Source organism: Epilithonimonas lactis, assembly GCF_900110605.1.
In the GTDB taxonomy this organism is placed as follows: Bacteria; Bacteroidota; Bacteroidia; order Flavobacteriales; family Weeksellaceae; genus Epilithonimonas; species Epilithonimonas lactis.
In genome coordinates this window covers 421,832-434,821 of record NZ_FOFI01000002.1, presented here as the reverse complement: position 1 = coordinate 434,821, position 12,990 = coordinate 421,832, and the positions used below count along the sequence as shown (strand labels likewise).

The 12,990-nt window shown below is 38.3% G+C and carries 13 protein-coding genes; 3 read left to right on the top strand and 10 right to left on the bottom strand.

Annotated elements, in window-relative coordinates:
* The first annotated feature begins 16 nt into the window (after positions 1–16).
* On the top strand, positions 17–793 hold the full coding sequence (locus tag BMW39_RS07220; protein WP_034973418.1) for a class I SAM-dependent methyltransferase: 777 nt from the start codon (positions 17–19) through the stop codon (positions 791–793).
* A 58-nt stretch (positions 794–851) separates the two neighbouring features.
* On the opposite strand, the gene BMW39_RS07215 is transcribed toward BMW39_RS07220, so the two are convergent.
* The 3 genes from BMW39_RS07215 to BMW39_RS07205 are packed head-to-tail and all read right to left on the bottom strand — an operon-like array spanning position 852 to position 3,358.
* Positions 852–1,655 carry a glycosyltransferase family 2 protein gene (locus tag BMW39_RS07215; RefSeq protein ID WP_051879823.1) on the bottom strand — a complete coding sequence of 268 codons (804 nt, stop codon included), beginning with the start codon at positions 1,653–1,655 and terminating at the stop codon, positions 852–854.
* 7 nt (positions 1,656–1,662) lie between these two features.
* Entirely contained in the window at positions 1,663–2,781 is a 1,119-nt protein-coding gene (locus BMW39_RS07210) for a glycosyltransferase (protein ID WP_034973416.1), read from the bottom strand.
* Positions 2,782–2,794: 13 nt separating this feature from the next.
* Positions 2,795–3,358: an acyltransferase gene (locus BMW39_RS07205; protein WP_034973414.1), complete on the bottom strand. Its 564-nt coding sequence runs from the start codon at positions 3,356–3,358 to the stop codon at positions 2,795–2,797.
* Between the two features lie 76 nt (positions 3,359–3,434).
* On the opposite strand from BMW39_RS07205, the gene BMW39_RS07200 reads away from it, so the two are divergent.
* Positions 3,435–4,442 carry a glycosyltransferase family 2 protein gene (locus BMW39_RS07200; RefSeq protein ID WP_034973412.1) on the top strand — a complete coding sequence of 336 codons (1,008 nt, stop codon included), beginning with the start codon at positions 3,435–3,437 and terminating at the stop codon, positions 4,440–4,442.
* A 1-nt stretch (position 4,443) separates the two neighbouring features.
* Here the strand turns inward: BMW39_RS07200 and BMW39_RS07195 are convergent, their stop codons facing one another.
* Positions 4,444–5,454, bottom strand: a complete 1,011-nt coding sequence (locus BMW39_RS07195) for a glycosyltransferase family A protein (protein WP_034973410.1) — start codon at positions 5,452–5,454, stop codon at positions 4,444–4,446.
* Between the two features lie 126 nt (positions 5,455–5,580).
* Here BMW39_RS07195 and asnB point away from each other — a divergent pair, with 126 nt between their 5' ends.
* A complete protein-coding gene (gene asnB / locus BMW39_RS07190; RefSeq protein ID WP_034973408.1) occupies positions 5,581–7,407 on the top strand; it encodes an asparagine synthase (glutamine-hydrolyzing) in 1,827 nt (608 codons plus the stop codon).
* A 16-nt stretch (positions 7,408–7,423) separates the two neighbouring features.
* Here the strand turns inward: asnB and BMW39_RS07185 are convergent, their stop codons facing one another.
* Genes BMW39_RS07185 through BMW39_RS07160 form a run of 6 tightly spaced genes read right to left on the bottom strand, consistent with a single transcriptional unit; the run spans position 7,424 to position 12,987 of the window.
* The gene (locus BMW39_RS07185; RefSeq protein ID WP_034973406.1) at positions 7,424–8,710 is read right to left on the bottom strand and encodes a nucleotide sugar dehydrogenase; all 1,287 of its coding nucleotides are present in this window, start codon (positions 8,708–8,710) and stop codon (positions 7,424–7,426) included.
* Positions 8,711–8,716: 6 nt separating this feature from the next.
* On the bottom strand, positions 8,717–9,400 hold the full coding sequence (locus BMW39_RS07180; RefSeq protein WP_034973404.1) for an NAD-dependent epimerase/dehydratase family protein: 684 nt from the start codon (positions 9,398–9,400) through the stop codon (positions 8,717–8,719).
* Positions 9,397–10,476 (bottom strand): non-hydrolyzing UDP-N-acetylglucosamine 2-epimerase, encoded by a 1,080-nt coding sequence (gene wecB, locus BMW39_RS07175; protein ID WP_034973402.1) that lies wholly within the window; start codon positions 10,474–10,476, stop codon positions 9,397–9,399. Before wecB ends, BMW39_RS07180 begins: the two co-directional genes overlap by 4 nt.
* A gap of 29 nt (positions 10,477–10,505) precedes the next feature.
* Positions 10,506–11,288, bottom strand: coding sequence for a glycosyltransferase family 32 protein (locus BMW39_RS07170; protein ID WP_034973400.1), 783 nt, complete (start codon positions 11,286–11,288; stop codon positions 10,506–10,508).
* Between the two features lie 35 nt (positions 11,289–11,323).
* Positions 11,324–12,157 carry an alpha-1,2-fucosyltransferase gene (locus BMW39_RS07165; protein WP_034973398.1) on the bottom strand — a complete coding sequence of 278 codons (834 nt, stop codon included), beginning with the start codon at positions 12,155–12,157 and terminating at the stop codon, positions 11,324–11,326.
* Positions 12,154–12,987, bottom strand: coding sequence for a glycosyltransferase (locus BMW39_RS07160; protein ID WP_051879822.1), 834 nt, complete (start codon positions 12,985–12,987; stop codon positions 12,154–12,156). Before BMW39_RS07160 ends, BMW39_RS07165 begins: the two co-directional genes overlap by 4 nt.
* Between the last annotated feature and the right edge of the window lie 3 nt (positions 12,988–12,990).

Here is a 12,990-nt window from a genome sequence, read left to right as displayed (position 1 = left end):
ACCACAAAGCATATTTATGAATAAAATCTCCGAAATCGTTTCGACCTTTTTTGCATATCTGAAACGTCCAGACCTTTACCCTGAATTGAGACGTAAGATCTGGAAAAACATCTTCAACCGTTCATCTGGATTGAGAGGCAAAGAAGAAGCCGAAAAGTGGTGCAAGAGTATCGCCATCTCCGAGAAAGATTTTATAGAAAAAGTGCTCAATACGACTTTCGTCCCTTTCGAAAAACTATTCCCACAAGAATTTGCTTCGGCGTTGCAAGCTCAGGCAAAAGCACCTGTAAAAATGGGTGGCGCAGGTTCTCTAAGTGTGATCTATTACATCAATGAATTTGCAAATGCTCAAAGATCGATTGAAACTGGCGTAGCTTACGGATGGTCATCTTTTGCGGCTTTGGCTTCATTGGTTCACAGAAATGGAACGCTTTACAGTTCGGACATGCCATATATTTTGCAAAACCAAAGTGAGGATTTCGTAGGTTGTGTGATCCCAGAAAAATACAAGAAAAACTGGGACCTTTACAGATATGCTGATAAAGAATCTCTTCCAAAGATTTTTGAGAAGTCAAATTCTTTTGATGTTGTGCATTATGACAGCGATAAAACTTACGACGGTAGACTTTGGGCTTACAATCTGCTTTGGAGTAAACTGAAAAGTGGTGGCATCTTCATGAGTGATGATGTTGGGGACAATGCCGCTTTCAAAGATTATTGCGAGAAGAACAAACGCAAACCACATATTATAGAATTCGATGGCAAATATGCCGGCGTCATTATAAAAGACTAAAACAAAAACCACAGAGACTTTCTGTGGTTTTGTTTTTTATGATAAATTATTCGATTCTTTACAAAAACTTTCTCATGATCTTTGTCCACATGTTGTTTTGCTTCGTTTTTAAAAATAGTGGTAGGTTTTCTATTTCAGCTATTTTTTTTCCATAAAGAGTGTCGATATTCCTGCGCTTTGCTGAGTTCAGGATGACCTGATGCCAGTTGTGATTGAGCTTCTCCTTCTTTGTTGATTCCTGAGAAACACCTTTTTCGTGCAAACGGTAATAGTAAAGCGGTTCTTTGATGAATATGAAATTTCCGGTTTCGTAAAGCTTGAGATAAAGATCCTGGTCCACTGCAGAAGTGAGGTTTTGGTCTATTCCTGAGGTATTTTCGTATGCTGATCTTTTGAAGGTCAAAAAGTGATTGGCCTCGAGAAAGATATTGAAGAAATTCTTGTTCCCATTCTTCACCTGCCTGGAATGCTGGAATAGTCGCAAAGGCTTCAAAGCATCATCACAGAGATGAAATTGAGAATATGTGACCACATTGTTTTCTGTATGGTTTTTCATGCTGATTTCCAGGGCATTGTTCGCAAGCGCGTCATCCGGGTCTACAAAACCACAGATTTCACCTTTTGCTAATTCGGCACATCTCTTTTTGGTAAATCCAACGCCTTTATTCTCATCATTTTGGAATAATCGGAATCGGGAATCATCTTTGGTCAATTCCCTTATCTTTTCGTAAGATCCATCAGTTGAATGGTCGTCTACCAAAACAACCTCAAAGTTTTGATATGTTTGGGACATGATGCTTTTGTAGCAATCCAAAAAATAATTGTAGTTGTTGTAATGGGCAATGAGGATGGAAAAGAGCATAGGAATATTATAACTTGATGGAATTATGAATTGCACGACTGACGTCTGCAATATGCTTTTGCATAGAAAAATGATCATGGATAAACTGTCTTCCTTCATTTCCCATTTCTCCAATGATTGCAGGATTTTCCAGAAGATATGTCATTTTTTCGGCCATCAGTTCCATGTCGTGTTCATCTACCAGAAATCCAGTTTTTTCATTAATAACAATATCAACGATTCCACCATGTTTTGTAGAAACGATGGGAAGTCCAGCCGCAGCAGCTTCTATAATGGCTACCGGCGTTCCTTCTGCATCACCATCCGCGGCTGTGACAGAATGTTGAACGAAAACGGCGCTTTGCTGTAATAGTTCCAACTGCTTAGCTCTATCGATCCAGCCAATAAAATCGACGGATCTTTCTATACCTAATTTTAGGACAAGATCTTTGCATTCTTGTATGAGTTCACCATCGCCGGCAAATGTTAATTTTGCATCTGGGATTTTAGTTAGGACACGGGAAAATGCAGTCAGGGTTGTGTGCGGAGATTTGGAATGGGCGAATCTTCCAATGGCCAACAATTGCTTGGAGTGATAGTTTGGAATGACCTTAAAAAATTCTTCTCTCGCACCGATTGGAGAGTAGATGATCCTATCCTCAGAAAATCCCAGTTCTACCAATTTTGGGATCATGTTTTTTGCAACTGGGATCGTAAAGGTTTTGTATTTTCCAAAATCTTCGTACAGCTGCTTATGTCGTGCGACGAAATCAAATTGATGGATCTCGTACCCAAGAACATTGGCCACTATTGGGATGTTTAATTCTTCACAGGCTTCTCTGACAGTCGCTCCAGTGACCAGATAATCGGCTACTACGCAGTCGATCTTTTCTTTGATAAGGATTTTTTTAAACCTTCTTTTGATGATGGCAAGCAACCACTTCTGATTCTTAAGAGAGAGTAAAGTGAAAAAATATCTGGTCAGTTTTTGTTTATTGAGACTGGTGTCCTGATAGAAAAATGGAAGAAATCCACCGAACAGCACGATTTTCTCAAACGGAAGCAGTTCTATGTAACTTCGGACGAAAGGACCCATTGGTTTGTTCCTGCCAGGTGTTGCGATGAGTATCTTGGGTTTTTTTTCCATCTCTTGTGGGCTTTTACAAAGCGATTATCTGTTTCTCTTGTTTGTTGATGATGATGGAGTTGCTTGGCACATCCTTATGGATCACACAGCCAGCTCCTAAGATCACATTGTCACCGATGGTCACATCTTTCAAGATGACAACATTGGCGCCTGTCCAAACATTGTTTCCCATTTTCACTTTGCCGATGTTGAAGTCGGTTTTTGAAACTGAAAAAGGTTGTTTTGTGTATTGGTGGTTGTGGTCGAAGATCTTCATCCCTTCGCCAAGGATACAATTCTCACCGATCTCGATTTCGCCGAGACAAGAGATCGTGGCTCTGGTGATATAGGTATTGTCTCCAATCGTCAATTTTGCATTGGACTTTACTGTCAAAAAATTGGATTGGTTGATCATCACATTCTTTCCGATCTGGAAATTTGCATTGGAAGCGATGTCTAAAAAGTTATCTCGGCCTAGACGGAAGGAATCGTGGATCACACTTTCCGGAGTGAAAAAAAGACTTCTCTGGCTGGAAATGATACAATCATTGGCGAAGTTTTTTAGTTTTATAAAAATAAAGCCTAAGATTCTTTTCATTTAAAATGATGTTTTAAGCTCAAAAGTATTAAATATTCTTTATAATTTCGCTATTAATTAATCACAAACCACGACGATGGCAGACAGTCAACCTTTGATCAGTATCAATATTCCCATTTATAATTGCGAGAAATATATCGTCAGATGCTTGGAATCTGTAAAACAGCAGACATACAAGAATATGGAAGTGATCTTGGTAAATGACTGTACGCCAGATCAAAGTATGATTTTGGTTCAAGATTTTATTGATGCAAATCCTCAACTCAATGTCAAGATCATCGAGCATGAAAAGAATTCTGGACTTTCTGTGGTAAGGAACACGGGCATCAAATCATCTTTGGGAGAGTACATCTACTTTCTGGACAGCGATGATGAGATCACACCAGACTGTATAGAACTGATTTTGAAAACAGCTTTAAAGACTGATGCTCAGATTACTATAGCACAAAATAGATGGATCAACACGTTTGATAACAGCACCAAGGATTTTGGATTTGCTACGACTGCTCCCAAAAAATATTATGATAATAATCTGGAGATATTTTCGGTCTACAGCGCTGGTGGATTTCCATCGTCATCTTGGAACAAGTTGATAAAGAGGAACTTCATAGTTGAGAATAATATCTATTTTGTTCCAGGATTGTTTGCTCAGGATGAGCTTTGGTTCTTCCATCTACTTTTAAAGACCGATACTTTGGCCATTATTGATGATATAACTTATTTATATTATTTGCATGGCGAATCGGTGATCTTCAACAGAAAGAAAAAGAATTTTGAAAATTTCATGACCATTTTGGAACATTTTACCAATTCCTATAAACAGGAAAAAAATCCGGAGCTGAAAAGGTTGATCAAAAATAAGATCATTCTCTTCAAAGAAATGGTTCTCATCATGCAATGGAAAGCACTGAAGGACAAGGAATATCTGAACACCAATATTTCGCGCATGCAGAGTCTGACAAGATTGAGCCTTTTTGATTATCTAAGTTCAGCAATTTCTTTGGACATCAAAAAGAAGAATATTTTTCAGAATCTTCCTTCCTTTTTGGCGACAAGGTTTTTTATTTGGCGCTTCGAAAGATAAGCTATTTTTTGTATTGATAGAACAATGACATCATAGAGAAATTGGATAGCAAAAGCATATTGTACAATTTTGCAATTCCTTTGAATTGAGACAAAACTGTCTTTTTGTCCAGCCCAGAATAGGAATCCTGAAGTCTTTTTTTCTGTTTCTCTTGCTCTTCAGAAGTCATCTGTCCAGAAAAAAGATGGAAGATCTTAATGGCATTGACCAGATTTTTAAAAGCAACGAACTCGAAGATCGATTTTCTAGGTTCGTAGATTCCTTTTTCTTTGAATAATTCTCGGAGTAACAGATCGGTCCTGATAATATCAATTTTTTTAGCAGAAAGTAATTTTGCGGACGAATCTGGATGGATGTAATGCGTGTAGGTCGCGTCACAACTTCCTATAGATCTGGCCTCTTCCAAGATCAGCCTTTCTACGATCTCGTCGGCATTGAGCAAAGGTTCTGTGAATCGGAAAGAATGAGATTTGAAAGTCTCACTTCTGTACAAACCTCGCAGATGGATGTCATATCTTCCCACTGTTTCTTTGATCGCCTGCTTACCGGAAAGTTCTCGGTATTCAAAATCTGTAGAATATGTTTGGTGGATATTGTGAATGCTTCTGATCTTGCCATCTGTGAATTTGGTGATGACAATTGGTGTTACAATGTCCAGATTCGGATCTTTGAGAAAAGTATCATAACATTTTTCAATCGTATCCAGATCGATGAGGTCATCGTGGTCAAATAGAAAAATGAATTCTCCCGATGCCTTGTCCTGCCCATAAGCTTTCGAGTACTGTGCATATTTCTGATTTTCCTTTGTGTAGACCTTCACTCTGGGATTCTGTTTTGCAAACGATTCCAGATGTTCTAGAGTGGAATCCGTAGAGCCATCATTCACACAGATGAATTCTAAGTTTTCATACGTTTGACCCAAAAGGCAGTTCATAGAAGATTTTACAAAATCTCCCAACTGTACAGAGTTGTAATAGGTCGTAATGATTGAGATCAGAGGTAATGCTTGCATACATTTACAAATATGCGAAATTATTTTTTCATTAATAGGATCAAATCAAAAACATCATTTGGCGTAGAAAAGCCAATTGACAGGTTTGGTAAATTAATGTTAAATTTGCGGTATAATATTACTTATATGTGTGGAATTTCGGGGATTGTAAAGAAAAATATACAGGAAGAAGTTTTCTATAAACAAACTCTTAAGGACATGACGGACGCCATCGTCCATCGTGGACCAGACGATGAAGGGCATGAATATTTCCATAATTGCTTTTTAGGTTTTCGAAGGCTCGCCATTGTTGATCTCTCGACAGATGGTCATCAGCCAATGTATTCCAATACAAAAAATGAATGCATCGTTTTCAATGGAGAGATCTATGGCTACCGTGATTTGAAAAAAGGTCTTTCGGATTATCCTTTCCAAAGCAATACCGATACAGAAGTGATATTGTCTCTATTCCAAAAATATGGTTCCGAAGTTCCCCAACATCTCAACGGGATGTTTGCATTTGCTATCTGGGACGATGAGAAACAGCAACTATTTTGTGCCAGAGATCGATTTGGCGAAAAACCATTTTATTATGCCATTGGCAAAAATGGTGAATTCATCTTTGCTTCAGAGATCAAAGCTATTCTTGCAACAGGTCTTGTAGATGAAGAATTGAATGACGAAGCCGTACATCATTTCTTACGCCATATGTATGTTGATAGTCAGCAAAGTATCTATAAAAACATACACGTTCTGCCACCCGCCCATCAATTGATTTATAAAAATGAAAAAATAGAGATCTCACAATATTGGAATTTTCCGACGGAAGAAATTGAGATCTCTGAGGAAGAAGCTGTTGATCAATTCCAAAAGTTAGTCGAAGATTCCGTAGAAAAACAATTGATTGCCGATGTGAAAGTGGGCGCTTTTTTAAGTGGTGGATTGGATTCCGGAACGTTGGTGGCACTTTCATCACAGCACAATCCCAACCTCACGACATTAGGTTTTGAATACCAAGGCGACTGGAACGAGATGCCAGAAGCCAGAAGCATCTCGAAGAAGTATAATACCAACCATCTGGAGGTTTCTTTGAAAGATGAGGAGATTCCGAAGATCCTCGTAGAAGTTTTGAGAAAATTGGATGAACCACTTGCTGACACCGCTATGCTGGCAACCTACACGATCTGTAAGGAAGCTGCGAAGAACATGACGGTCGTGATCACAGGAAATGCTGGAGATGAGCTTTTTGGTGGCTACACTTGGTATCAAAAACAAAAAGAGATTTTGGAAAAAGGTAAGGCAAGTTCAACTTTGCTCCCATTTTATAAAGTTGGTTCTACCATTAGTGAGAAATTGGGTTTTTCAAAAGGGCGGGAATATTTTTTGGATAAGGTCTTCAGAGCAAAGTTTCCGGATATTGTATCTTATCAGAAAGAAAAGGTACATAATAACTTTACCCAACAGGAAACAAATTCTCTTTTGAAGTCAAGGACCAATTATCAGCATTCTTACCATTTCGAGCTGGACAAAAACAATCTGAACACGGTCATGAAAATGGATCTTACCAATATCATCCCAGGAGATTATATGGTAAAAGATGACAGAATCGCCATGATGCATTCCATAGAATTGAGAACACCTTTTTTGGATAAGGATCTGGTAGAATTCTGTTCCACGCTTCCGGCAAAGCATAAAGTGAATTCTCAGCAGACCAAGATCATTTTAAGGAAAACCTTTGGCAAATTACTGACAGATCATATTCTGAACAAGAGAAAACAAGGCTTCGGTGCACCTATCGAAAAATGGCTCAGAATTCCTGACATGGAAAAGCTTTCTTCGGAAAACCTAAAGGATCCTAGCTCCAAGATCTTTGAAAAATTAAATTTCAATGAAGTTCAGAAACAATTGAATTACAACTACAAACACTGGTCTCTCTTGGTTTTAGGGATTTGGATGAGAGAGCATGCGGATTAGTTTTTTTGATTAAGTTTTACAACCTTTTTACGCCACTTTCCTTTTCCAGGACGCCTTTCACATCATAGATGATCCCATTTTCGGAAAGCAGATTTTTGATGTTGATGGATTCAAATTCCTTATGGGAAACGGCAAGGATCACCGCCTCATATTTTTTGAAAGGTGCTTTGCTGATGATGTCGATGTCATAAGTTTCCTTCACTTCCGCCGGATTTGGCCAAGGATCGAAAACATTCACGCAGATGCTGTAATCTTCTAAACTTTTCACCACATCGATGACCTTCGTATTTCTGACATCCGGACAGTTTTCTTTGAAAGTGAAACCAAGGACCAAGACTTCAGAACCTTTGATCTTGAGGTCATTTTTGAGCATCATCTTCACCGTTTCGCTGGCGATGTAATGTCCCATGGAATCATTCATTCTTCTGCCAGCAAGGATGATCTCTGGATGATAACCAAATTCCTGCGCTTTCTGAGCGAGATAATAAGGATCCACGCCTGTGCAATGTCCGCCCACAAGTCCTGGTTTGAAGTTGAGGAAATTCCATTTTGTAGACGCCGCTTTCAAGACATCATTGGTATCGATTCCCATTAGGTTGAGGATCTTTGCCAATTCATTCACAAAAGCAATATTGATATCACGTTGAGAGTTCTCGATCACCTTTGCCGCTTCAGCAACTTTGATGCTTGGAGCCAAATGTGTTCCAGCGATGATAACCGATTTGTAGAGTTCATCAATCTCTGTTGCAATTTCTGGAGTCGAGCCAGAGGTTACTTTTAATATCTTTTCAACGCTGTGTTCCTTATCGCCAGGATTGATCCTTTCCGGCGAGTAACCCGCAAAGAAATCAACATTGAATTTTAGGGCTGATTGTCTTTCGATGATCGGAATGCAATCTTCCTCGGTCGCGCCTGGATAAACGGTTGATTCATAGATCACAATATTTCCTTTTTCTATCACAGAGCCCACTGTTTCACTGGCTTTGCGCAGCGCTGAGATATCAGGATGGTTGTTCTTGTCCACAGGTGTTGGAACTGTAACGATGTAAATATCAGAGTCTTTGATGTCATTGATATCATCAGAAAGAAATAATCCGTTCTGCTCATTGGATGGATTTTTAGAAACCAGAACTTTCAGAAGCGCTTCGGAATCTACTTCGTGTGTGCTGTCTTTGCCTTGTGTCAGTTCTTCGATCCTATTTTTTTTAAGGTCAAAACCTACAACGGCATATTTTGTCGCAAACAATCTCGCAAGCGGCAATCCAACGTATCCAAGACCAATAACGGTAATTTTTTTCTTCATATTTTCTTAGAGAGAATAATATTTCTGTAGTATATTACAAAGATAAGAATCCTTATTTGTTAAGTTGTTTTTCACAAAGTATTCTTCCACATCCGGCACATTGATGTCGTATCCGGAACCACTTTTTATTAGATTAAGGTCTAGCTTGGTCCCATAGAAACGCTCGATCACCTCCAGAATTTCAATAATTGCATAATTCTGAATATAAGCAACATTGACTATTTTGTTGAGGGCCTGCTCATCCAGTAGTTTGAATGTGATGTTTTTAATATCATCTGCGTCGATCAGATTTCTTGTCGCTTTTGTGTGGACATTTATCGTTTCATTATTTCTGATAGAACGGATGAGGTAATTCATGAGAAGGTTTGGATTTCCGCCTTTACCAACCGCATTGCTGACCCGGAGAATCAAATATCTCTCACAAGAATACTTAATGAGCTGTTCCATTTTTAATTTATGAAGCACATAATCGCTTCCTGTTTTGGAGGAATCGTAAATGCTGCAGGTCGAAAAATAAACAAAGATCTTATCTCTATTTTCTTCGAAGGTTTTTCTGATCAGATTTTCTTCTCTGATAAATTCTTCTGGTCTGTCTTCCAGTGAGTTAGAGACGCCAGAGGCAAAGAAGATGATATCCTCTCTATCATCATTGACGAATAATGATCCGATAAGTCCGTTGCCTACGATCATTGTAAAAGTTTTTTTAATATTTTCTCTGAAGCTTTGCCATCTCCAAATGGATTCTTCTCCGTTTGAAAGACGAATTCATTTTCGTCATTCCAAATCTTGTAGAATTCGGTTTTGATGGTTTGCAAATCGCTGCCAACCAAAACACCACAATTACAATCCAAGACTTCTGGTCTTTCTGTTTCTTCTCGCAGGATCAGGACTCTTTTTCGGAGGCTTGGCGCTTCCTCCTGAATTCCTCCCGAATCTGAGATGATCAATTTTGCGGAAGCCATTTTTCTAATGGTTTCCAAGTAGGGAAGTGGTTCTGTAAATATAAGATTGTCAGGCTTTTGGTCTTCAAAGACATCTAAGATGTTTTTTCGTGTATTTGGGTTTGGATGCAAAGCCCATTCGAAAATAACCTCTGGATTTTCTAGCGCTAATTCTTTGATGGCTTGTGAGATTTCCTGCAATGGTTTTCCTATATTTTCCCGTCGGTGAGCGGTAATGAAGACCTTGTTTTGATATTCTATCTCAATATTCTCTTTATTAAGAATATATTGGATCAAGTCTACGATCGTGTTGCCTGTGAGCAATACTTTTTCTTGAGGAATTCCTTCTTTCAAAAGATTGTTCTGAGATAAAGTTGTCGGTGCGAAATTGACGTCACTGCCCAAAGAAACGACTCTTCTGTTGTATTCCTCTGGAAATGGCATTCTAATATCGGCAGTTCTAAGGCCAGCTTCGATGTGATAGAATTTTCTCCTTTCCATAAAAGCTACTATTGATGAGGCCAAAACCGTAAATGTATCACCTTGAGCAACGATTTTTGTAATATTTTCTTGATGAACGAGGTCAGACAAACTGTTGATCAGTTTTGCAACCAAATTAGAATTGGTAAAATCCAGAGACTGCACAGAAAGCCGAAAATCTGGCTTCACATCGAAACTCTCTTCCATTTTGGTAAGGAGATCATCGTGCTGTCCCGTATTGATGATGAGAACTTCCTCATTCTGCAAACGAAACTGATCGATCAGTGGAAAAACTTTTAAGAATTCTGGTCTGGTCCCGTAAACAATGGCAATTCTTTGGCTCATCAATTAGTTTTTGGTAAAAATAATAAATCTTAAGGTTTTATCCGTCTTAAAATATGTTTTACTAGCATTTTCAGCGGGAATTGATCTAAAATCTCATCGGCAGAGATGATCTTCATATTGTTGACCGCATTGTGGATTTCCTTTTTCCCTTGTTTGATGTCTGAAATATTCTTCAAGTGATGATAAGCGTGCACGTAATCTTTGAAAGGATTTGGTGTGTCCCTTTCATGCCAAGTTCCTACAAAATGGTGCGCCGCGTAGTTCTTTGGAAGATCCAGACAAAAATAAGTCGAAGGATAGATTGCGATGCCATCTTCAAGTTCTTGATATTCATCTCTCGTCGGGTCAGCTTTGTAACGGTTGATCAAAAGGTCTGAGACGAAAACCGTATTGGTCGTAAGGTCAAAATCTGTTTTCTCATTATAGAAATCCAATACTTTCTTTGGCCAAGGATGTCCAGCTTCTGTAGCCCAAAGTGCTGTGAAAGGCGAACCTTTGATTTCGAACCCGGAAAATGCCCTGTGAACCAGGAATTCGTCCAAAGAAAATTTCACTTCCACATCGATGTCCATGTAGATCCCGCCGTGCTCGAATAATGCTAAAGCTCTGGAATAATCTGAGACAAAGGCCCACTTTTTCTTTTCTGCCGCCAGCCTCACATACTCACAACAATTGATATCGAAGTTGGACTCGTTCCATTCGATGATCTCATAATCCGGAAGGTTTTTCTTCCAGGAATCTAGGCAGATGTAAAAAGATTCTGGTTTAGGATTGCCTCCGAACCAGCAGTAGTGTATTTTTTTTGGGATCATTTTTTTCTATTTGGAATCAAAATTTTTGGGTACTGTTATTTCAAATCAAAATTAAAATCTCTGACCATTACCCATTTTGGATTGTATTGATAAAGATTTGTATTCTCTATTCTTCGACTACCAAAAATAGGGCAAATTGTGTTGCCTTGAGATTGGTAAAGATCATTGGAAATATATGCTGCCCAAAATGAAAAGGTGGAGTTGGATAGCACCAAATTTTTTGACTTGGCAACCCACAAAAAGCTTGATATCACTTTATCTTGCTTAAGGTCAGGGTAATGTAGGCGATGCGTGTGCTCATCTAAGAATTTGAAATTATCCTGACACCAATTCATATCGTCGGACAGAATATTGATTTGTTTCCAGTTTTTATTCTTAAAATAATTATCGAAGACATGTTTTATAAATTCGATTTGATCGTAGCCATAGATGGAGGAATTTCCCTTTTCATAAAAATCACCTCTTCTGATATTGATGGTTAGTTCGTCAGCATCTGGCTCTGGCAGTTGATTTAAAAATGCCTTTACAAATTGTGAGCTTAGAAGATGCTCCCGGATAAATTCATTGAGCTGATTCTCAACAAAGTCTTCTCCAAAAACCTGATAAAATTGATTGGAGCTATCTTTTTTGTGATAGAATTTGACCTCTTTTTCTTCAATGACATAGCTCTTCAAACCGGGAAAGTACAGAAGCAGGTCGGCCATATGTTCTGTATAAAGAAGCCTCAATGTTTTTCCTTTTTGCTCGAAGATGTAGGCACGCAAAAAAAAGTAGAGCAGATTTCCCCATCTCGCACCACCAGGCGTGATGATGACTTCCGTGCTGTTGGGAAGTATGTTGAAAAATAGTCGCTTTAGAAAGTGTCTCATTTTATGAGATATTTCGTTCTATTAACAATTTTCATTGTATTTGTAAAACCTAAAACCCATGGATTTAAGTATTTTAAAACAATTTTTAATGATTCTCTTTTACGGAATCCATATTTTTTTAAGTAAATGAGTAAGCGATAGAAATTTTCTGTTTCTAGTTGAGAATCAAATTTCTGGTCAGAGAATGTTCCTATGATGTCTCTAACTTTAATGATGTTGACCAACCATTGTTTTGATAGAGTTCCTGATGAAAAATGCTTTATTAGGATTTGACCTGTGACGTAGTTCGTGTATTTCTTAGCAGCTTTTAAACTAAATATCAAATCATATCCATGATATCCTGTGATATTTTCATCAAAATTTATATCATCATACACATTTCTTGTACATGCCAGGAATACACCATCTAGTAGTTTTACTTTTTCATGTTCTTTCCCGGAAAGGTTGTTGTTGATCCATTCTTTGTTTTCGTTATCAACCTGTATAAAATGTAATTTGCTATGGCCTTTGTTCCACCAACTGGCGGGAACATATGAATAATAATCTCCACCGGCTACTCCAACGACACCACAGTTGGGTAACTCTAATGTTTTAATCAGCTTGTGACCCCAGTTATTTTCGCAGAAGAGAATGTCTTCATGAATAAAAAGGAGATGGCCAAATTTTGACTGTTTAGCGCCTAGATTGTAGGCAGCACATATGCTCATCTTTCCTGGATTAGAAATTTTGATGATCTCGTAAACGATGTTATCTCCAATAGTTTGAGATATATTTTCGGAAATCTGTTGGAAATAATGTTCTTGATAAGATGAGATGATAATTGAGATCATGAT

Coding starts and splice junctions, on each gene's coding strand:
- BMW39_RS07210 (WP_034973416.1), bottom strand. CDS start 2,781: ATGGAAAAAAAACCCAAGATACTCATCGCAACACCTGGCAGGAACAAA.
- wecB (WP_034973402.1), bottom strand. CDS start 10,476: ATGAGCCAAAGAATTGCCATTGTTTACGGGACCAGACCAGAATTCTTA.
- BMW39_RS07185 (WP_034973406.1), bottom strand. CDS start 8,710: ATGAAGAAAAAAATTACCGTTATTGGTCTTGGATACGTTGGATTGCCG.
- BMW39_RS07220 (WP_034973418.1), top strand. CDS start 17: ATGAATAAAATCTCCGAAATCGTTTCGACCTTTTTTGCATATCTGAAA.
- BMW39_RS07205 (WP_034973414.1), bottom strand. CDS start 3,358: ATGAAAAGAATCTTAGGCTTTATTTTTATAAAACTAAAAAACTTCGCC.
- BMW39_RS07195 (WP_034973410.1), bottom strand. CDS start 5,454: ATGCAAGCATTACCTCTGATCTCAATCATTACGACCTATTACAACTCT.
- asnB (WP_034973408.1), top strand. CDS start 5,581: ATGTGTGGAATTTCGGGGATTGTAAAGAAAAATATACAGGAAGAAGTT.
- BMW39_RS07200 (WP_034973412.1), top strand. CDS start 3,435: ATGGCAGACAGTCAACCTTTGATCAGTATCAATATTCCCATTTATAAT.
- BMW39_RS07165 (WP_034973398.1), bottom strand. CDS start 12,157: ATGAGACACTTTCTAAAGCGACTATTTTTCAACATACTTCCCAACAGC.
- BMW39_RS07160 (WP_051879822.1), bottom strand. CDS start 12,987: ATGATCTCAATTATCATCTCATCTTATCAAGAACATTATTTCCAACAG.
- BMW39_RS07180 (WP_034973404.1), bottom strand. CDS start 9,400: ATGATCGTAGGCAACGGACTTATCGGATCATTATTCGTCAATGATGAT.
- BMW39_RS07170 (WP_034973400.1), bottom strand. CDS start 11,288: ATGATCCCAAAAAAAATACACTACTGCTGGTTCGGAGGCAATCCTAAA.
- BMW39_RS07215 (WP_051879823.1), bottom strand. CDS start 1,655: ATGCTCTTTTCCATCCTCATTGCCCATTACAACAACTACAATTATTTT.